This window comes from Agrilactobacillus fermenti, assembly GCF_047943045.1.
In the GTDB taxonomy this organism is placed as follows: Bacteria; Bacillota; Bacilli; order Lactobacillales; family Lactobacillaceae; genus Agrilactobacillus; species Agrilactobacillus fermenti.
On record NZ_CP181347.1, the window covers coordinates 2368720 to 2389528 of the forward strand.

The window sequence follows — 20809 nt, forward strand, 5'->3', positions numbered from 1 at the left end:
GTAAACCCCCATTAGTTAATATTTTAATTTGATTCATGCTCATTAAATTAGAAAAACAACATAGGCAATATTAAATAAAAATAATAAAGATGGTTTTTTATCTCATTTTAAGGCTCAGTGATTTGATTTTATGCTATTCTTAAGGTTCTATATTACGCTGGAGGTAAATTTCATGAAAATTGTTGTCTTAGCTGGAGGTCGTAGCACAGAACGTAATGTGTCACTATCCTCTGGTGCCAAAGTTGCCAATGCGCTGCGACGCAAGGGACATAACGTTGCTCTGGTTGATCTGTTTCTAGGTGTTGATGCCCAAACACCCGCTGAAATTGACGCCCTATTCACAGAAGCCCAAACTGAAGCAAGTTATAAGATCAGCGATGCAATTTTGACAGATGATGATATCAATGCATTAAGAACGGATGGCACTAAGGGGTTGTTCGGCAAGAATGTTTTACCAGTTTTACAATCAGCCGACATTGTTTATTTAGGCTTACATGGTGAAGATGGTGAAAACGGTAAAGTCCAAGCTGTCTTAGATTTATTTGAAATTCGTTATACTGGTAGCGGCCCACTGGCATCTGGCATGGCAATGAACAAGAAAGTCAGCAAGGAAATCATGTTATATAACAATATCCAAACGGCTGATTTCATCGTTGTCCGCGCGACTGATCCACGCCCAACAAGTTTGCCGTTTGACTTTCCGGTTGTTGTTAAACCCAGCAATGGCGGCTCAAGTATTGGGACACATATTGTGCGGCAGCAAGCTGATTTGTCAGGGGCACTCGACGATGCCTTTCGCTTTGATGACGAATTGCTAATTGAGGCCTTTGTTACGGGTCGTGAATTCTCCTTAGGTCTTGTGAACGGTCAAGCTATGCCCGCTATTGAGATTAAAGTCAATGATGGTTGGTATGACTTTGAACACAAATTCCAGGATAACAAAACGACTTTTGTTACCCCACCAGATATTCCAGAAGCTATTCACGAAGATATGAAAGCTATTGCTGCTGAAACTTTCCAAGCTTTAGGTATGGCAAACTACGGCCGCATCGACTTTCTTTGGAATGAGGCTGATGGCTTATATGTCATCGAGGCTAATTCATTGCCTGGCATGACACCACTCTCGTTGCTACCACAAGAAGCTGCGGCAGTGGGTATCAGTTATGAAGATCTCTGCGATTCGATCGTTCAAGGTAAAATGAAGCTATACGAAGCCCAAAAATAATTAGCCCAATAAAAAATACGGTACGTTCTTAGCACTCTGCTAGAACATACCGTATTTTTTTACATATTAGTGATCGTTATGATACTGGATCTGTTTGACCATTCGTATCACAATGGCCATATTTTCTAATTCCTGATCAATCTCGTCTAATTGAGTATCTTTATGGAACTCATAATCTGGATCCATTTCGACCCCAGTCTGATTTAACACCTCAGTTAACAACTGCTTTTGTGTCTCATCAAACATTGAATACTCAAATGAACTTAACGTATAGCCTGCGTCCGTCAAACTTGCCCGCCGACCACTTAACGATAAATAAATTGTTTGATGACTACGCAACGTGCAAATGGCAGTATCCACGTCAAATGCAAACATTTGTGGATCAACTTTTTGATATTCATGTTGTAAACGACCTAGGGAGTTTCGCCGATTAGTCACAGTCTTCATACGCTCGCCTCTAATTATCTTATCTGATTCATATTCTATTATAGATGATAATGATGACTTTTTAGAAATTATTTTTTGCTTTTTTAAAAAATAACTTCTGGTGACGACGGAATGCCCGTCAAATCAGTTTTTTTACACAATTATTATTTTCTATTTAGGTCACAATTCAAAAACCATGGTTATCTAAAATTCACAGAAAGTTCTAATCCCATTTAATCTTCATAGATTCATTCAATTTTATAAATACTCTATTCACTTCTTTGCCGTATCGTTTTAACTATTAACTGATTGTGAGGTAATCATCCAAGCCTGAAGTTACCATGATCGGCATTTTGATCAACTGACCGATCAGCACATTTTTGGTTGATTGCTGCTTTGTCGTCATATAAAAAAACTTAACTGAAGTACAAAAAAGGAACAATCAACCATCATATTACTTAACTGAATTTTTCTTCCGCCTATACTCAAGTGGCTGAGACAAAACTAACATTTTGTTCTCAGTCATTTTTGCTTGGTGGTTTAAACGTGTCCCAAAAAGCAACACCCTTACCTAACCAAGAATGGTTCAAATGGCAAGTCCACCTTTTTTCGCCACTCTTGTTAGTGCTCAGGTGCTGAGCGCCTTTGGTCTAACTCTCTCTTGTGGAATCATATTATTTATAAAAATTGCCAAAATAGTTTATGATAAGCATACTAACTAGCTGGAGGTCTTAGTAATGCCGACAAATCAAGCACTTCATCTTGCCATCGATCAAATTAAGACGTTTGCCCCCTGGAAAGTATTTTGGCCATCTGACCCACTTGCCTTAGCAAATGCACACACTAATTTATTTGCGGTAGTACAGTTCATAAGTCCACAATATTGGCGTATCACTTATACCGATCAAGGCTTACGGTACTTACGAATTCAAACGGAAACTGGCTTCGAGGTTTGGGAGCCCAGTCAACTCTACCAGGACTATTTAGCAATCGATTTACGGTCTGAGCCGGCTTTTACCAAAAAGGTTGCTGGTATCACAGAACCCTTGCATGCTGAAGACCAAGCTACGATTGAAACTGTTATATTACAGTTAGTTGACTTATTACAACAATTGCCCAGTCATAAACGTATCACGACGCAACTAGATCAGCATAAAGTGCCTTTTTTACAATTTACAGAAACAACCAACCATTTAAGTTTTAAACAATTTAAACTGCCACGGCAGTCTGCCTTATTTTCTAGTATTAAAACGACCGGTTTAAGCCGCTTACAAAACGCCCCATTACAACCGCTTAGTGTTGAATTCGCCGTCACTTATCTACCACAGCAGGTCACCAACACACAGGAAAAAGCATTCTACCCTCAATTACTTTTAGCAATGGATCACACCAGTGGGCAAGTGATCAGTCAAGATGTGCTTGATCCTAAACTGACTGAAGCTGAAAATATTCGGCAGTGGCTGCTCGACTTATTACAGCGCTTTGGCAAACCTAGTAATATTTATACTCATTTTGGCGAGGGTCAGCAGCTTAAAAAAATAGCCACCAAATTAGGTATCGATTTGGTGACTGATGTGCCTTTGAAATATGTGGGCCAATTATATCAAGCACTGACAAGTGAATTGGCTCAAGTATAACTCGTGGGTACGACAAAAGGTAAGAACTACCAGGTTTCATGGTTCCAGGTGCGCCCATCGATTTCAGCCTCAGCTTGTTCGATTCGACGAGCTTGTGCCTTTAATAAAATAATTGTTTCTTGATAAAGTGCCCGTGTTTCATAAGCAGGTGCTTTTTTTTGTAACATTTTTAATTGTTGGATCAAGGCTTCATTATTCATATGGTTCACCTTTTAACATCTGCAGTGTCTCTGTTAAATCAGTTAGATGCTCTTGATTTGCCTCTAAAGCTGCAATAATACCAGTTAATTGTGACTCAGCTTCAGTATTTTTCACCAAAGTTTGCAAGCGTTGAATCAACCACGTTTGCCGTTGGGCAAAATGATCTGTTTTCAATGTGAGATATTGTTGATAGGTGATTAATAAGTGCATCTTTTGTTGCTCTGACAAATAGCTAAATTGCGAAATGATCAGCGGTGCGCGATACTGTAAATTCACTTTACGGGCAATACCCTCAAAGGGACGTAAATATTCCGATAAGGTAAACTGTTCTTGCCGCCCAGCAGCGAATTGTTTTTGATCCGTGCCCGTAGAAACCACCAGCCCCAATATTTTCCCAGAGAAATCTGGCAAGGTTTCTTCATGTTTGGTTTGTAATACCTGATCTAACCAAGCATACAAACTGGCCGGTGCACTATACCAATAAAGTGGAAATTGAAATATAATTTGATCTGCCTGTTGTATTAATTGCCGTTCAGCAATAATATCCATATGCAAATCAGGATATACCTGATCCAATATATGCCAGGTCACTTGTGATAAGGACTGCGCGCTTGCCTGTAGAAAAGCCTGCGTTCCAGAATTGTCATAATCAGGATGCGCAATCACAACCAATGTTCGCATCTTTTGCCTACCTCCTTGAATTAAGTTTCTGGTAATAACACCTTCGTATGACTGCGACCTTGACCGTCAGCTACTACTTGGATTTGGTAAGGAATTTGATCTTTCAGCGCTTGAACATGGGAAATGATGCCGATCATACGATGATCGCCTTCGATGTTTTCCAAGGCGGCTAGAGCCATTTGCAAAGCATCTTGGTCTAGCGAGCCAAACCCTTCATCTACAAATAATGTATCGATCACAATGCCACCAGACCGATTTTGGATCACTTCACCCAACGCTAGCGCCAAACTCAAGGCGGCGATGAAACTTTCCCCACCAGATAAGGTATGCACACTACGCGATTTACCAACATTATCATCGTAGACATCAATTTCTAACCCGGTATTTTTTTGATATGTTCCTGTTTCTTGATGTAGTTGCAATTGATAACGTCCTGAACTCAGCTGCTGTAGATGTGTATTGGCAACATTTAGGATCTCCAATAAATGTTCCCGCAAGACATAACGTTCCAGACTAAGCTTAGCCTCGCCACTACCGGTGATGGTTTCCACTAATAATTGCAATTGATTCAGTGTCTCGGCTTGAGCTTGGATTTGCTGATAGCTCGTTTGAATTTCTGCCAAAGTCTGCGTGTTTAAAATATGTGTTTCCGATTGAGTCTCGTACGTTTGATCCACAGTTTGTTTTTGCGTCATCAATGCTTGAATCGTTTCCTGATCAGCCGCTAAGTCATAAGGACTTTGACCAGCGACCAACGTTTCATAAGTCTTGATCTGGGTCTGGAGTTTAGCCTGTGTGGCTTCAAAATCGGTGACCTGCTTAGTTTTACGATCCATCGTTTCCACTTGACCTAACAAGTGTTCAAATTCAGACCAATCAACCATACCAAAGTGTGCCTCAATTGCTTGCTCTAAATGCTGTTTTAGCTGGGCCTGTTTACTTTGCGTATCTTGCAGCTGTGCTTGATAAACTTTGATCTGAGACTGACCACTAGCCAATTGTTCTTGCTGAGCCTGCAATGCGGTATTTTTTTGTTTTAGTTCGGTATTAAAATCTGTAATTTGCCGGGTCAACGTTGTTAAATGTTGATCCAAAGCTGCTAGATCAGTAAAAGCATCTGGTACTTGAGCTTGAGCATCTTCTAATTGTGTTTGCGCTTTAGCCAAAGCTTGCTGCGCTGCTTGTACCCGTGCTTGGGTTTGCTGTTGGGCTGTCGTCAATGTCTGAATCTGACTTTGTGCCTGTTGTAATGTTGTTTGTTGCGTTGTTAATTGCTGTTTTTGCGTTTGCAGTGCTGTCTGACGTTGTTGATTCAGTCTAATTGCTTGTTGTAAAGCAGTGATTGCAGCATCATAGGTCGCTGTTTCAGGTTGGATCGCTAATGTCGCTAATTCGGCCTCAAATTCAGCTTGCGCTTGGTGTATCTGCTGTTGTACTGTCAGAAACTGTTCTTCTAAACTGGCCACTTTACTTTTCTGCGCCGCCAAATTTGACACTTGCGCATTGGCCTGCGCATTGGCTTGTTTATACTCCGCTTCAGTCACAACGGTTGTCGCTACAGCCACCGCTGGCTGCGGGTGCGCCGTACTGCCGCATACTGGGCAAGGCTGTCCTGGCGTTAATTCTTGAGCCAAGTTATAAATCTGACTGCGGATCCAGTTCTGACGCACTGTCTGGGCAGCTTGTTTGGCATCTGCAACTTGACTTGTCAACGCTGTGGCCTGTGCTTGCTGTGTTTGAACGGCTCGCTGCAATCGATTGGCAGCCTTGACCTGTGTATCGATACTGGCAGCTTGCTTTGACAAACTTTTAAGCTGCAAAGCACGATTCGTCTGTTGATTCAATTGTTCTGGTACTTGAGCTAAATCTGCAATCGTTTGCTCTAATTTAGCAATGTTCGCTTGCTGCCGCTGCAACTCATCTTGTTGTGCTGCCGCTTGAGCTTGAATCACTGTAGCGTTTTTTTGGGCCACCTGCATTTGACCTTGTAAAGTCTGGACGCGTTCAAAGGCTGGCCGCTGTTGTTTTAAAACGGCCGCTTGGGCTTGCCGCGCATCTTGTTCAGGCTGCTGCTGGGCTAAATGAGCGACCTGTTGCTGTAAAAGCGCTGTACTCTTGGTCAACTCTGCCACATGCTGTGTTGCTTTATCTTTCTGTCCCTGCAAATTCAATTGTTGCGCTTGATAAGCTTGCAGCTGTTTGTAATCAGCTGCTTGCGTTTGCGCCCATTTAAGTGCTTTAAGCTCAACTTTTATTTGTTCGATTTCAGTCGCTTGTTGCGCTAATGTCTGGATCTGTTGCCGCAGATCCTGTAACTGTTTAAGCTGTTGATTTACTTGTTCATGTTGTTTTTGTTGTTGCCGCTGTTGCTCTATTTGCTGCTGTAAAGCTGTCTGCTGCTGTTTCAGTTTTGTCACTTGTGCTTGCAAAGTCTGGGCTTGGGTCTTTGCTAACTGCAATTTATCATTAAAAGATAAGTCATTAAAATTTTCTGGCCGCTCTAGCCAGTGGATCTTTGCCACATTCGTATCAACGACTTGTTGCAACCCCTGGCTCTTTTGCTTAACCGCCTTTAACTGATTACGCAAAGCCTCCCCCCAGCGCTGATAGAGTTGGGTACGAAAAAGCTTACGCAGCACTTTTTCTTTGTCATCACTGCTAGCCGTTAAAAAGCGCCGAAACTCGCCTTGAGGTAATAAGATAATTTGTGAAAATTGAGCCCGATTGATCTGCAGTAGATCTTCAATTTTCAAATTAACATCGACGACCTTAGTAATCTCCGCCGTCACTTGCTCCGCTTGATAGGTCCGTAAACGGCACTCCGCATTATAGACTTTTTCACCATTGCCCCGTTTCTTAGCCAGAACCTGCTTGGGCCGTCGCCAGATCTCATAGACTGTTTGCTGATGTTCAAACCGAAAAGTGACTTCCGTAGGTGTATCATTGTCAGCAAAATCAGAACGCAAGCTCGGTGCTGGACGATCTTCAGTCGCACTTTCACCATAGAGGGCAAAAGTCATGGCATCAAATATCGTTGATTTACCGCTGCCCGTTTGGCCTGAGATCAGAAATAATGGTACCTGATCCAAACCTGTAAAATCAATGGTCTCCTGCTCATAAGGGCCGAAGTTCTTTAGTTGTAATTTTAAGGGTTTCACGATTGCTGCACCTCATTTGCTTGTTTCAAAGCTGCTGCCGCCCATTGTTTTTGCTGTTCTGTCAAATCTTCTTTAGCTACATGCTCGTAGAAATCATTCAGCAAATCTAAGGGTGATTTATGGGCTAAGTCCAAAGTTTGCATAGCCACCTGAGTGGTATAACCTTGGGCACGTTCCAAACTAATGATATTCGGATAAATTTCCCGTAAACGCGCTAGTACGTTCACAATTGGCTTGGTATCCGTCAGTGTGATGCCCAAATAATCATCACATTTTAATTGTCCGTAATAATCGGGATCAGTCAAATTTGCAAAATTATCTGTCAATTGGACCACATCATTGATTGGCGTTAGTGGTTTGAAAGTACGAGACATATCCGCCGTATCAATTAGCCAGACCCCCTTTTGCTGATGTGCTTCAGATAATGAGAACTTCACTGGCGATCCACTGTAACGCGCATTGTCAGCATGTAAAGCATCTTTACCATGCAGATGCCCCAATGCCACATAATCAAAATCTTGTAGTAAATTGACCGGGATAGCACCTAAACCGCCGACTTTTAACTGCGTCTCTGAGTCCGTGGTGGCACTGCCATCCGCAAAGAAATGAGCGACCAGAATCTGGCGCTTATCGGCATCAAATTTGGTTTTCATTCGCGTTACGATTCGTGCCATTGCCGCAGCTACGTTCTTGATTGCTGGATCATTGAAATATTGCTGTGCTTGAAATGTCTCAAAATAAGGCAAGAGAAAAATTTGGATATCAGTTAATTCAATCGGCTCAAAAGCTTGTGCCAGCTCCGTCGCTAAATAATAATTTGTTGCTTGATACCAAGGCGCCCCCGTTGCTAATCGGATGGCACTATCATGATTGCCTGAAATGGCGTAAATCGGTAACTGGTCATGTAAATTCAACCGCTGAATCATGTCATTTAATAACGCCACTGCTTGTTCAGAAGGCAAACTACGATCGTATAGATCACCGGCAATAATGACGCCATCAACTTTTGCTTCCAAGGCAATCGCTTCAATTTGTTTAAACGCATGCTCTTGTTCAGCTGTTAAATCAAAGCCGTGTAAACGCCGACCAATATGCCAATCCGCTGTATGTAATAAGCGCACTTCAATCACTCCTCTATTGTGTGCGAACAGATTTATTTTAAACGTGTTCCAAAAGGCAACACCTTTTGTCTCACTCTCTCCTCTATCGTGTGCTTTAATCAAAACAAAAAACCTGACAAAAAACAAGTGTTCGCCAGATTTTAGCTTTAATTTATTTACTTCCGTTTAATTTCATCTGCTTCATGTCGATGGTTCAAAAAAGGGATACGATACTCGCTAAACTGCAAGGCAATCAGCGTTAAAACCAATAGGAAAATCGATACGGATAATATCAAGGTCTGTACGGCATCATCATGGATCACCATTTCCTGCCGTAGAATCGCCGTGATCGCAATATATACTAAGTAACGAATCGGTATATGGTGATCTTCATCGATATATTTACGAATCATCATGGTAAACTCAAAATACATAAAGAACGACAAACTTCCTCGAATGGTCGTCGCAAATGATAATTCATGATTGGCGCTTAACACGTGACCGCCTAAAACAAATAATTGACGGATCATGGAAATGACCATTAATAGCGCTAGAATGCCTAAAATAATATCCATCGTAACCGTGATCAGCTGTTTCATGTGTAACTTAAGATAAGCCAGCATCTTGCCCACCCCCAAAGTTTGCTTGTATTTGTGCCTGGGTCAAAATAAAATCATGTCGTAACTTTATTTGCTGCTGATAGTCGCTCGTGACACTATCGGCCACAAACTGTAAGACTTTAGCACGGTGACGAAAAGCTTGTAGCTGGGCATCTTGAATATCAGCGGTCAAATGTTGCCGAGCAGCTAATTGACGCCGATTATGGTCAATTTCATTCTGTAAGGCACGCAACGTTTTTTCTGACTGTACCAGGCGATGATTCATGGGCATAATTCGCTGATTTAAAGTCACAAATAAATCATAGGACATGGCACCTTTCAACCGATTACACTCTTTGCAGGCTAACGTTAAGTTATCAATGTGATTATCCTGACTCAAAAAGACTGGATTCTTGTGATCCACACTATCTGCATAGCGACCGCAATACTGACAAGTATAATGGTATTTTTCGCGAACCATTTGCCGCGTTGTATAGTCTAACTTGTTTTGATGAAAATATTGTTTCACGTGAAACTTTAAGTGCTCCAAATCATCTAATAATACCCCTGTTAAGGATAATGATCCTGATTGGTCTTCCAAAGCAAGCACACTTTTGGCAAATTGAGCCAACGGCACGAGTTCTTGCAGCCGCTTTGGCCCAGTTAAATAATCCGTGATCAACTTCGTCAAAGCTCGGCGTTTTTGTTTGGACAAAGCTAGCTTCGTTGGTGCTGCCACTGCGGTAGTTGCCCCCACATAGGTCTGTTCTCGTGCCTGTGCATAATAGAAAACATAAGGATTATAGAAAGTTTCATTCGTTAGACCCCTCTGACGGCAAAAATAACACAAACTAAAATATGTCTGATCAACGTGAAACAAACTTGCTGGTAAAGTTAACCCACAGTAAACGCAACGCAAATGAACTCCTGTGGTCATTATCGAACCAACTCATCATAAACCAATTCGATGGTATCCTTACGAGTCGCAAAATTAATGCTGGAGATCTCTTGGGTCAAGATTTTTTCGTATTCTTCTAAAACATCATCTGGTAGCGGCGTACTATTATGTAAAACATCGATCACATCACTAGCATCAGCCATATCCTTCAAGTTCACAAACAATCGAGTCTTTGTTAACACATCACGCAATAAATCTGTCAAAACGCCACTAGGCTTACCCGTAGTGTCAGTCATTACGACTTGCTGCGTTGGAATCTCCCCATGATTGACCGTGACTAATTTCAAAACATCAAATACTCGCAACGACCTCATCCTTTCGATGATACATTTATTTATCATTATAGCCTGTTTTGCGACATTTTCACACTATAAGCTAATACCGGCATTGTCATGATTTTAAGTAACAGGTATGCTTAGAAAAATAATAATTTGTGAGGTGCGCCTATGTCTCATGCAAATCAAAAATCTTGGGAAAAAGAAGCCGCCGTTGGCATGCAAGGTTGGGACTTCCAGCATTTAGCCGGTCGCTGGTCCAACAGCTCTTTACCTTGGAATTACACTGCCACTGTGTTGCAGTACCTAAAAACAACAGACCGATTATTAGATATGTCTACTGGTGGCGGTGAATTACTGCAAAGTTTTCATCATCCAAATCAATTAACGACTGTGACTGAATCTTGGCCGCCAAATATTCAGCTATTACAAAAAACGCTGGCTTCCACCGGTGTTCATGTCCTGCCAACAGCTCACGAAGCAGATCTACCCAAAACAAAGCAACCATTTAATGTGATCACTAACAGTCATGGAACTTTTGAAGCGCAATCACTTTTTCAGGCGTTGGCACCTGGCGGTTATTTCATCACCGAACAGGTCGGTGCTACCAATAATTTTTCCCTGTCACGCTACTTAAGCCCTGCCTATACACCCGCATATCCAGACAATACGCTTCTGGTAGCGCAAACTGTCTTGCAAAACGCTGGCTTCAAGGTCCTAACGGCACAACAAGCCTATCCTGAACTTAAGTTCTTCGATGTCGGTGCCATTGTCTATTACGCCACCGTTATTCCTTGGGAATTTCCCGATTTTTCTGTGACACATTGTCTCGAGCAACTTGAAACACTACAGGACTTGATTCAAAGCCAAGGCTACATCGCGACCAATGAAGACCGCTTTTTGATTGTTGCAAAAAAGCTAGATCATTAAGATCTGACTTTTTTATAAATCAATTTTCCTTTCTTTCTGTTGTAAAAATAAAACTAAGCCACCTAAAATAATCAGTACCATTGAAAAAATCACCAGCATTTGGACTTGTCCGTGGTCCAGTAACGCGCCTGCTAGAAGCGATCCAACTGGACCACCAATCGAATAAAACGTTTTGAAAGTGGTCATGACTCGGCCTAAAAAATCACTCTGTGTTCGAATTTGAATTAATGTTTCCGATAGAATATTTTGAATGCTTGAAGTGAAGCCAAACAAAAAAATAGCCAAAACAATTAAAACCCCGTTGGTACGTGCACCAAGTATAAGCAAAAGCGGCAAACTGCTTAACAACCAATAGAGACTGATTGTTTTGACTAGTGGTTTAAGTCTACCAGCTAAAAGTGCCCCCACCATAAAGCCCAGAAAAAAAGCAATATAAAACCCACTATAATAAATGGCTGATCCCATTTTTTTAGCAATAAATGGCAGAAAAACGATCAACATGGGCGTTACAAAAGAATACAATGTCGAAGCGAATAGATAGCGAAACAAAAAATGATCTTGTTTGATATATGTATAGCCAGTCAGCACTTCTTGCCAGTAGTGATCCGATTGCTGTTTTTCTTTATGTGGTTCAACTAATTTATGGATGGCGAACATCAAATAAAGCGTGCCAGCAAAACTGAGCACTGTGACCAAAGCCATCACGTGAGCAACGACTAAAAATCCCAATAATGCCCCCGCTAAGGCAACCCCCATGAAATTTGTGGATTGATCGATCAAGCTGATACGTGAATTCAGTTGCGTTAATTCACGTTCTGCTTTAACTACACTTTTTATAATCGCACGGTCAGCAGGTATAAAAAATTCATCACAAACTGAGGCAAGCGTAGCCAAAATCAAAATCGGATATATCATTTGTTTGGCCTTAAAGATGCATAGTGTTAATAGAAGAAAAATGAATGTTTGCATACATAAAGCGCCGACACTAACAACTTTCAAAGCATGACGATCAATAAAAGGGCCATAAATTACTGCTAAACTGGCTGTAATCGAAAATAAAGCATTCATGATGCCTACTGTGGAAGAACGATCAGTCTCGGTTTGAAACCACCAAATCACAGTAAACATAAATAGGCTGTTTGATAGGGTCCCTAAGGTACGTGAAGCAAGATAGCTCTTTTGACGTAACATCGCATCACCTTTTTCTAGCAGACAGATAAACGCATTAATTTTTTCTAATTTTTAACTAATGATATACTAATCAGATATGATGTCAAACACTTATTTCAGCAAAAAAGCCCCCAGAGATTAGATTTTTGGTCTAACTTCTGGGAACTCAATTATTTTGTACTACGGTCAGCTTAAGTGTTAACCCTGACTATTTTCAAGCCTGCTATTGCCACACTTCTATTTAATAACTTCTTGGCCATTCATGTAAGGCACCAAGACATCAGGAACACGTACAGTACCGTCTGGTTGTTGATAGTTCTCAATAATGGCAGCAACTGTCCGGCCAACTGCCAAACCAGAACCATTCAAGGTATGCAAGTAGTCCACAGAGCCGTCTTCCTTACGGTAACGAATCATGGCGCGCCGTGCTTGGAAGTCTAAGCAGTTAGAGCAAGAACTGATTTCACGATAAACACCCTGTTCAGGCATCCAAACTTCAATATCATAAGTCTTAGCAGAACTAAAGCCAGTATCACCCGTAGATAATACGATCACGTGGTGCGCTAAGTTTAATTTTTTCAAGACTTCTTGAGCATCTAATGTCAATTTCTCCAATTCGTCAAAGGAATCTTCTGGTTTACAGAACTTAACCATTTCAACTTTATGGAATTGATGCATCCGGATCAAACCACGGGTATCACGACCAGCACTCCCTGCTTCAGAGCGGAAGCAAGGTGTGAAGGCTGTAAAGTAAGTTGGCAGATCCTTTTCATCTAAAATTTCGCCGGCATAATAGTTGGTCAAAGGCACCTCAGCCGTTGGGATCAACGTCTCACCAGTAGATTCAACGGTGTAAACATCTTCAGTGAATTTTGGAAATTGTCCCGTGCCAAACATCGTTTTGGAATTAACCAAATATGGTGGAATAATTTCATGATAGCCTTGTTTTTGCGTATGTAGATCTAACATGAAGTTATAAACGGCACGTTCTAACCGAGCACCAGCATCTTTGTAGTAAACAAAACGGGCGCCAGAAACTTTAGCAGCGCGTTCAAAATCTAAGATACCTAAGTTTTCACCAATTTCCCAATGGGCTTTTGGTTCGAAACCAAATTCAGGAATTTCGCCCCACTTGCGGATCTCAACGTTACTGTCTTCATCTGGGCCAACTGGAATACTATCATCTGGTAAGTTAGGCAAACGTACAGCGATATAGTTTAAACGTTCAGCACCTTCTTGCTGCTCAGCTTCAACTGCTTTGGTTTCTTCATTGATCGACTTAACTTGTGCAATCAATTTTTGACCAGCTTCAGACTTAGGATCAGCTGCTTTGACTTGTTTGCTTAATTCGTTCTTTTGTCGTTTTAAGTCGTCGACCTTAGCAATGGCGGCCCGATTTTGTTTATCAAGTTGAATATATTCGTCGATTTCTTTTGGATCAACGCCTCTTGTCTTCAACTTCTCTTTAACCATATCTGGATCTTGACGGATAATTTTTGGATTGATCATAATCTTTTCCTCCTATAATTAGGCTACGCAGTCGTTCCTTGCTTCATAGTTACCGCTGCTTTCTTAACAAACAATTAATGGGATTAAAAAAAGCCCCTTGGCAAAAAGCCAAGGGACGTTATCAGCGTGGTACCACCCAAATTTATGCTAAAAAAGCAATCTCGAAAGGATATCGGCCTTTACCGGAGTACCTTCAATTGGTATCTACTAAGCAATGGATTCGACAGTTGCCCCTAATCAGCTCACACCGACCGCTGACTCTCTTTTTAGTGGCATCTATCTACTAGTTGCTATCTTCGTGTCTGTTTCTTGTTTAATTCTTGTTTACGTTTCAAATATAACAATCCCCTACCCGGTTGTCAACAACAATTTGAAAAAATATTACTATCATTGATAATAAATTATCAGTCATCTAATTCTTTCTCTTTTGCCTTTAGCTTACGCTGAAGTAACTTATTAATGCCGCGATAATCGATCAAATTGAAACGGAACAACAACAGGGAAACACCCAATCGCAAAACCACCAGACCAACAATAATAACCACAAATAAAATAGCCATTTGTTGATACCGGGTACTGGTAAAGCCACCAACGACGGCGCCCAGGGCAAAGGCAATGACGATCGTGCCATATTGGAAGGCACGTTTAAGGGCTTGTTTATCCTTAGTAAATAAGTACTGGGCAAAGTTTTGATTCAAACTGGTCAAATTACCAGTGGTCATCATAGAACTATAAGTTGATTCGCCGAAACGGTTAAAACTCGTTGTCTGCAAAGCCGCCACAAAGGACATCGTTAACGCGACCGTAATTTTCAAACTGTTGGGATCTTCATATGCTGGCATATTTGCCAACCAAACCAACGCAATAATTTCAATCAGTAACACTAAAAGACGCCAGTATTGCTTCAACATCGGCAATAAACGCCGGTCCAAATACTTTACAATAAAAATACCCACGGTATAAGCGAGCAGAGGCAATAGTTTAAAGCGCAAGCCGGAAAAATTACCATTGGCTAAATCTAAACTTAATAGAATGACGTTACCCGTTTGTGCCGTCGCAAAAAAGCCAAAATTCAAATAAGTATAGGCATCGGCAAAGCCACCCGCAAACGTCAATAATAAAGCGGTCGAGAACAGTCGGTCAATTTGGTGCTCTTTAATTGGCCACATGTTGATCTTCCTTTTCTTTGGCACGTACCCAAGTCCTAACAAAAAGCGCTTAAGTTCATTATACCAAAGTCACTTCTTCCGCCGCCAACGTGACAATCGATGCCACAAGCTGCTTGCTAAAAAAGTTACAATAAAAATTGCCGCTAAAATATAACCCGCGATCCCCAATTGTGAGATCCAGGTATGACTATCCTTTTCTTGGACCAACAGTGAAGAACCTACAATCAAGGCAGCTAAAATCAAACCGATCACGATCCGATTGACCATAGACTCAATTCGGTCTAAAACTTGATCTCGGTGTCCAAAATCGACCCCCACCTTCAAACGGCCCCGTTCAAGTGCATCTAAAGCCGCCTTTAGCCGACTGGTCACTTGGGGAATATCTTTAGTCAATTGATAAGCATCTAACAGTCGATCTTCCAATTCATTACGGAAATTAACATTTTTTAAGACGTAAGCCCGCGTAAATGGCCGCGCAACTTCCAGCATAGAAATATCTGGATCTAGCTGCTGCACCACACCCTCTAAAGTACCAAAAGCTTTCATAAGCAGCGAAACATCCGGATTCATCTGCAAATGATTGCGCCGACAGAGATCTACGATTTTCAAAGCCATGTCTTCTAAATCGATAGACCCTAGCCCAGTATTATAATAAGGCTCGATGAAAGTGCCTAGTTCTTCATAAAATTTTGCTTTATCCATAGGGCCCACGACTTTGCTGATATTTAACAGCCCCGATCCAATTTTATACGGATCTCTAGAATTCACTGCCACGACCACGTCAGCCAAGTTATGGATTAGCGTACTGTCTAGCGTCCCCATCATGCCAAAATCTAAATAAACGATCTGATAGTTCGCATGCTGACCGGCCCGATTCAGCGGCTGCTGCAAACTATCCGTTCCAAAGTCAGAAAAATCAGTTTCCGTTGGTTGGATCAAAATATTACCCGGATGTGGATCTGCATGGAAAAAGCCATCTTCAAAGACTTGTTTCATAAAGTTAGCCACAATGTCATTAGCGATATTTTGCCGCTGTTTGGTAACCGGGCCCTCATCAGCCTGCTGCAAAAATTTATTCAGACTTTGACCGGACATATATTCCGTTGTAATCACCCGCGCGGAGCAATAATCTAAAAATACGCGGGGGACTCGAAAAACGCCTTCACCATTGTTTAATTCATAAAATTTCTGAGTATTCTTAGCCTCTAACTCACTATCCAATTCCATCTCTAAAGCTTTTTTGAATTGTTGAAAAATTTCTTTAGGATCGATCACACCACTGCTGGGCAGCCAATTGATCATTCGCACCAAACGCCCTAAAATCTTCAGATCGGTCAAAATCGTAGTCTTGATACCCGGATGTTGAATCTTTACAGCAACGCGAATCCCACTTTTGAGCCGTGCCAAATGGACTTGGCCCATTGAAGCTGACGCAATGGGCTGCACCTCGAAGTCCGTAAAGTGTGTCATGATGTCTGGCCCCAGATCCTGAGTCAGCGTTTTTTGAACCACTTCAAAGGGATCTTCAGTCACATTATCTTGGAGTTTTGCTAACTCATCGGCAAATGGCTGAGACACAATATCCGGCCGCGTTGAGAGCATCTGTCCAATCTTAATAAATGTTGGACCTAGCGTTTCAAAGGCTCGCCGTACTTGGGCCCCATTGATTTGATTACTTAAAGATTTCAGCACATCATATTGGCGAAAAACACTGATGATTTCGCGGACGCGTTGTGCTGTTTTTTGTTTTGGTTTTGTTTCTGCTGCCATTGAGGTTAGCCCCTATCTGATCACCAAAGCTATTGATTGTGTGCAAGTTTGCGGCTAACTTTTGCCGCTGTGGAATTAGGATAGCTTGCTTGAATCAATTTGACAAGTGTTTCTAATTTTTCAATTGTTTGGTCCAGGTCTAAGTAATAAACATTTTGGTGCCCTTCCCGAATACAAAACAATAAATGTCCAGCCTGAAGTTTATTGATATGGTAGACAACTTTGGCACGATCACCACCAACAAAAGCGACGATCTCTTCAGTAGAAAATCCAGAATCCAGATGCGCCCAGAAAAACATCACAATTTTACGTCGGATATCATTACCAAATAAATTAAAATATTCTAGATTATTCTTGAACAGCTTTAATGCAGCTTCTTGTGCTGAAGATAGCTTTTGTTGTCTCATATACCTTATCCCCCAAAATAAGTATTCAATTACTATATTATATAGTACAACAACTCATAGACCAATTCTGATTTATTTGTGGCATTTTGGGGACAAAAAAAGAGCCTGGTAACAAAACAATTGTTTTGAGCCAGACACCTATCGTTCAATTCGCTTATAGTCGTAATTACTATCGAGATAGTTTGCTTTGCCTTCAGCCTGAAATCCCTATTATCTTTCTACGAAAATTAAAAAGTATGTTACTTCAATTTTTTATAAAGGACATACACTGCTAGCGATATCATCAGTTGCGCACCTATCGCTAGTAAAGGTGTCAGCTGATGTGGCAGCATTCTACTGCCGAATATCATTAGTAAGTCAAGAATAGTACCAATTACAAGCATTAATAATGCTATTAATACTAGGTTCTCAGATTTATTTTTCATAATATATTTCTTTTTTAGTTAAGCTAGACTTGCTATTCTTTCAATGCTATTGGGATCGTTATACCCTAAATATTCATCGGCACTCATTAACAAAAAATATAAAAATTAGGTGTCAGTAGATTAACGTCCACCAACACCAAAAATATAGAACCTTATTTTTTTTCAGCTTCTGCGCGCTTAGCTAAAAATTCAACTACTTGTTCAGTTTCTTTACGGCGTAATTTAACCTTTTTTTGGTTAACCGGACGACGGTTCTCGGATACACCAGTATGGGTGTTTTGTGACATGCTTCGGACCTCCTTAATAATATACATTATATCATTCTATATGGAATTACAAAAATATTCAAGTTTAATTATCTTTATTTGGTAAAAACGGGGCAACGAGACTCGCCAAGGCTTCAATGCTTCGGGTTTGAATCAGAATTTTACCACGACCACTAAAATGATTTACCAAGCCCTCGCCAGTTTTAAAGCCAATAAAACCAGAAGCTGGCTCAATATTATAGTTCAGAGATTCTTGCCAAGCAACAACGTGACTATTGTCCACCACATACTCTTGCTGACCATCTAACTCAACTTCTAAAATATCGCCATAGGCACTGACCAACATTGTCCCATACCCTTTTGTCTCCATGACAAATAAGCCACCGGTCCCGCCAAAGAAAGCGCCACTGATATTTTGTCGAACCATGGTATAGCTTGTTGTTGCATCGCCAGCTAAGTAAGCACTTGTGTTCAAACGCCATTGTTGACCTGGTTCTAATTCTAAGGCACGGATCACGCCAGGGTTCCCTGGTGCAATACCTAAAGTGGCTTGATCGGTCTGCCCAGTAGCAGTTGTAATAAAGAAGCTTTCCCCACTGGTCACGGATCGGCCTAAGGCACTCAATAGCCCGCCCATACCTTTTTTGCCATTGCTATTCATGTGTCCCTCTAAGGCCACCTGTCCATTATGATAAATCATCGAACCCGATTCGATCTGAATGGATTCATTTTGAGTTAAATAAATCTCAACAACAGGAAAAGTCTGATTTGCTGTAATTTGATAATGCATCATTAAATACCTCCGTTTTTATTGATATCGCAATGATTACGTCAAGTTCAACAACTGAGTCTTGAAAAATTGCTTTTATTTTTTGATCAAAAATAAAGCCTAAAATTAAATTTCAATTAGAATAAAGCTGTTTTTGTGCCACTTTGTTTCATCGAGTTATAATAGAAATTGTAGTAAGAAATAAGGAGGTCTTCATTTATGACAGCAGCAGAAGTTGAAAAAACAGCATTGCTTGATAGAAAAATGAAGGAGGTCTTTGACTGGAGTCAAGACGACACACCCGTACGGGATGCCTTATGGGACTACTTCATGGAAGAAAATAAACATGATACCATGAAAACTGAAGACGATATGCAAAAATACGCCGACACCTCAGATGACAAAGTCAAAGCTTTCGTAGAAGAACACTTAAAGAAGTAAATTACCGCGTTTTAGTAATGGATACCGAAAAAGCGCCGTAGCTCATGTAGTTACAGCGTTTTTTATTTTAAAGTTTTTAGTAACTTCTCTTAGTACTTAATAGTCTAAAGACCTGTTTAACATGACGCCTTGAGAAGCATAGAAGTCATCCACTTGCTTAAAAAGTGTATCGCTGATAAGCCAGTCCAATTCTGGATCGCCTTGAATAGCTAGAACTAATGGTAACAAAATTTGGACCCAGCTACGTGCCCGCATAGTCTGCAAGGGACTGCTCTTAGGTTGATAAAAAACAGGGTCCGCGACTGAACCGATTATTTTTATAAATTCAGCATTCGTGAGTTGAGGACTCTCCTCGAGCTCTAATAACATGTTCAAAATGGTCTCTGATTCGGTCCCGTAGAACGGCGTGTGCATATTGTTGAAAACCGAAATTAATGTCGGCGCTAATTCTGTTAATCGCTGTTTAGGATAATGATCGTTGTTAACTGCCGTTCCTAAAAGCGTTAACGCTGCACTCAATGGCGGCAGATCGTCGTTCCATCCTACTGGTAACATGACCCGTTCTTTACGTGCATATTGTGTGGCTACGTCAAAAATCTGACGTCGCTGTTGCACTGTCAAAATAGCATTGGAAACCATCTCTGAAATCTCATCACGGTTCAACATGTTTTCTAGAAGCCCTGCCGCATGTGTCCGCGTCGCAATCCAGTGTTCCGCTTCATCTGTAACATGCGACAGCACTAATTCGTTATCAAGAATGGTTTGCACCACATGTTTGACCTGTTCCTCCGTCAACCGAGCTGCTTGAATTATTTGATAGGCCTCATGCTGTGCTTTAGGCGCTTTTGCACTGATTTCCGTCAACCGCTGGGTCAAGTCGGCATCTGTTATCGGAGTTGTGTGAGATTCATCTTGATTGATTGCTTGTTTGATCATGAACTGTCCCAATTTGTCCTGATTTTCTTTCGACAATGGCCGATGATTTAAAATAGATTGTACTATCTCAGGATTATCTTTTAGAAAGTTATCCACTTCTTGATGGTCTGGGTCCAAATCTAATTCTAGTGCGGCCTCTTCTTCTTGATCTTGCTTTGGAAACAACACAACTTTTTGACTTTGTTTCGTTTGCTGCTGGTTAGCGTTAAACTGGGCTGTCAGCCGACTATTGATTCGATCCTTATTAAACGGTGCACCCTCGCCATCTTCCTCGCCGCGCGAATCTTCCAGACGACTTGCCCCGCGACCGGTCACACAGTAAGGCCCTGTTATTTGCTGAGACCCCGACATCGTCAAAACATCTTCTAGGTGAATTAAATGCCGCCAATCATCACCAAAATCGTAGGTATAGATTAAATTACTCTGGGTTATGATCGATTGCACTGAAATTTTGTCTTCAGAAACTTGATTAGCTAGATCTGAATCTGATGCCGGGCCATAATGCCGTTTGAGTGCACGCGTCTCATGAAAATCATGCAAGTGAGCATCATCCCAATCAAAAGCGATTTGAATAACTGTGTGTAAGTCAGCCAAAGTCATATTACCCGGGACAATAATTCGGCGCCATACTGGGGGATGGAAACCTTCTAACGTGATTTTTAATTGTAAATTTTCGTCATTTCTAGCCACAGCAATCCAGCTCCTTTACGTGTCTAACTATTTAAATTTAGTCATCGATATCTCCTCTCATTATAAC

Annotated in this window: 20 protein-coding genes; 4 read left to right on the forward strand and 16 right to left on the reverse strand. The window is 41.2% G+C overall.

Features of this window, described 5'->3' with window-relative positions; all coding sequences use genetic code 11:
- Positions 1–172: 172 nt before the first annotated feature.
- Positions 173–1225, forward strand: a complete 1053-nt coding sequence (locus ACNAN0_RS11750; RefSeq protein ID WP_416353382.1) for a D-alanine--D-alanine ligase family protein — start codon at positions 173–175, stop codon at positions 1223–1225.
- Between the two features lie 66 nt (positions 1226–1291).
- On the opposite strand, the gene ACNAN0_RS11755 is transcribed toward ACNAN0_RS11750, so the two are convergent.
- Positions 1292–1672, reverse strand: coding sequence for a DUF1828 domain-containing protein (locus ACNAN0_RS11755; RefSeq protein ID WP_416353383.1), 381 nt, complete (start codon positions 1670–1672; stop codon positions 1292–1294).
- A gap of 716 nt (positions 1673–2388) precedes the next feature.
- On the opposite strand from ACNAN0_RS11755, the gene ACNAN0_RS11760 reads away from it, so the two are divergent.
- A complete protein-coding gene (locus tag ACNAN0_RS11760) occupies positions 2389–3288 on the forward strand; it encodes a DUF6930 domain-containing protein (RefSeq protein WP_230912957.1) in 900 nt (299 codons plus the stop codon).
- Between the two features lie 26 nt (positions 3289–3314).
- On the opposite strand, the gene ACNAN0_RS11765 is transcribed toward ACNAN0_RS11760, so the two are convergent.
- The 7 genes from ACNAN0_RS11765 to ACNAN0_RS11795 all read right to left on the reverse strand — a co-directional run bounded on the left by ACNAN0_RS11765 (position 3315) and on the right by ACNAN0_RS11795 (position 10290).
- Positions 3315–3488 (reverse strand): hypothetical protein, encoded by a 174-nt coding sequence (locus ACNAN0_RS11765; RefSeq protein WP_416353384.1) that lies wholly within the window; start codon positions 3486–3488, stop codon positions 3315–3317.
- The gene (locus tag ACNAN0_RS11770; protein WP_230912959.1) at positions 3481–4170 is read right to left on the reverse strand and encodes an NAD(P)H-dependent oxidoreductase; all 690 of its coding nucleotides are present in this window, start codon (positions 4168–4170) and stop codon (positions 3481–3483) included. The genes ACNAN0_RS11765 and ACNAN0_RS11770 overlap by 8 nt, the downstream gene beginning before the upstream one ends.
- A gap of 20 nt (positions 4171–4190) precedes the next feature.
- Positions 4191–7328 carry an AAA family ATPase gene (locus tag ACNAN0_RS11775; RefSeq protein ID WP_230912960.1) on the reverse strand — a complete coding sequence of 1046 codons (3138 nt, stop codon included), beginning with the start codon at positions 7326–7328 and terminating at the stop codon, positions 4191–4193.
- Complete coding sequence (locus tag ACNAN0_RS11780; RefSeq protein ID WP_416353385.1) at positions 7325–8449, reverse strand: exonuclease SbcCD subunit D; 1125 nt, start codon at positions 8447–8449, stop codon at positions 7325–7327. Before ACNAN0_RS11780 ends, ACNAN0_RS11775 begins: the two co-directional genes overlap by 4 nt.
- Before the next feature lie 155 nt (positions 8450–8604).
- Positions 8605–9051, reverse strand: coding sequence for a phosphate-starvation-inducible protein PsiE (locus ACNAN0_RS11785; RefSeq protein WP_230912962.1), 447 nt, complete (start codon positions 9049–9051; stop codon positions 8605–8607).
- Positions 9035–9964, reverse strand: coding sequence for an HNH endonuclease (locus ACNAN0_RS11790; protein ID WP_416353386.1), 930 nt, complete (start codon positions 9962–9964; stop codon positions 9035–9037). Before ACNAN0_RS11790 ends, ACNAN0_RS11785 begins: the two co-directional genes overlap by 17 nt.
- Positions 9964–10290 carry a hypothetical protein gene (locus tag ACNAN0_RS11795; protein ID WP_407929168.1) on the reverse strand — a complete coding sequence of 109 codons (327 nt, stop codon included), beginning with the start codon at positions 10288–10290 and terminating at the stop codon, positions 9964–9966. The genes ACNAN0_RS11790 and ACNAN0_RS11795 overlap by 1 nt, the downstream gene beginning before the upstream one ends.
- Positions 10291–10431: 141 nt before the next feature.
- Between ACNAN0_RS11795 and ACNAN0_RS11800 the strand changes: the two genes are divergently transcribed.
- Entirely contained in the window at positions 10432–11190 is a 759-nt protein-coding gene (locus ACNAN0_RS11800; RefSeq protein WP_416353387.1) for an SAM-dependent methyltransferase, read from the forward strand.
- A gap of 12 nt (positions 11191–11202) precedes the next feature.
- On the opposite strand, the gene ACNAN0_RS11805 is transcribed toward ACNAN0_RS11800, so the two are convergent.
- The 7 genes from ACNAN0_RS11805 to ACNAN0_RS11835 all read right to left on the reverse strand — a co-directional run bounded on the left by ACNAN0_RS11805 (position 11203) and on the right by ACNAN0_RS11835 (position 18696).
- Positions 11203–12381: an MFS transporter gene (locus ACNAN0_RS11805; RefSeq protein ID WP_230912966.1), complete on the reverse strand. Its 1179-nt coding sequence runs from the start codon at positions 12379–12381 to the stop codon at positions 11203–11205.
- Between the two features lie 216 nt (positions 12382–12597).
- Positions 12598–13869 carry a serine--tRNA ligase gene (serS, locus tag ACNAN0_RS11810; protein WP_416353388.1) on the reverse strand — a complete coding sequence of 424 codons (1272 nt, stop codon included), beginning with the start codon at positions 13867–13869 and terminating at the stop codon, positions 12598–12600.
- Positions 13870–14273: 404 nt separating this feature from the next.
- Complete coding sequence (locus ACNAN0_RS11815; RefSeq protein ID WP_416353389.1) at positions 14274–15038, reverse strand: YoaK family protein; 765 nt, start codon at positions 15036–15038, stop codon at positions 14274–14276.
- 69 nt (positions 15039–15107) lie between these two features.
- Positions 15108–16808 carry an ABC1 kinase family protein gene (locus ACNAN0_RS11820; protein WP_416353390.1) on the reverse strand — a complete coding sequence of 567 codons (1701 nt, stop codon included), beginning with the start codon at positions 16806–16808 and terminating at the stop codon, positions 15108–15110.
- Positions 16809–16837: 29 nt separating this feature from the next.
- Positions 16838–17215, reverse strand: coding sequence for a winged helix-turn-helix domain-containing protein (locus ACNAN0_RS11825; protein ID WP_230912970.1), 378 nt, complete (start codon positions 17213–17215; stop codon positions 16838–16840).
- 577 nt (positions 17216–17792) lie between these two features.
- Positions 17793–17927 carry a hypothetical protein gene (locus tag ACNAN0_RS11830; protein WP_269073847.1) on the reverse strand — a complete coding sequence of 45 codons (135 nt, stop codon included), beginning with the start codon at positions 17925–17927 and terminating at the stop codon, positions 17793–17795.
- A gap of 64 nt (positions 17928–17991) precedes the next feature.
- Complete coding sequence (locus tag ACNAN0_RS11835; protein WP_230912994.1) at positions 17992–18696, reverse strand: TIGR00266 family protein; 705 nt, start codon at positions 18694–18696, stop codon at positions 17992–17994.
- Positions 18697–18894: 198 nt separating this feature from the next.
- Between ACNAN0_RS11835 and ACNAN0_RS11840 the strand changes: the two genes are divergently transcribed.
- A complete protein-coding gene (locus ACNAN0_RS11840; RefSeq protein ID WP_230912971.1) occupies positions 18895–19116 on the forward strand; it encodes a hypothetical protein in 222 nt (73 codons plus the stop codon).
- Positions 19117–19212: 96 nt separating this feature from the next.
- Here ACNAN0_RS11840 and ACNAN0_RS11845 read toward each other — a convergent pair whose 3' ends face one another.
- Positions 19213–20742: a plasmid pRiA4b ORF-3 family protein gene (locus ACNAN0_RS11845; RefSeq protein ID WP_230912972.1), complete on the reverse strand. Its 1530-nt coding sequence runs from the start codon at positions 20740–20742 to the stop codon at positions 19213–19215.
- Between the last annotated feature and the right edge of the window lie 67 nt (positions 20743–20809).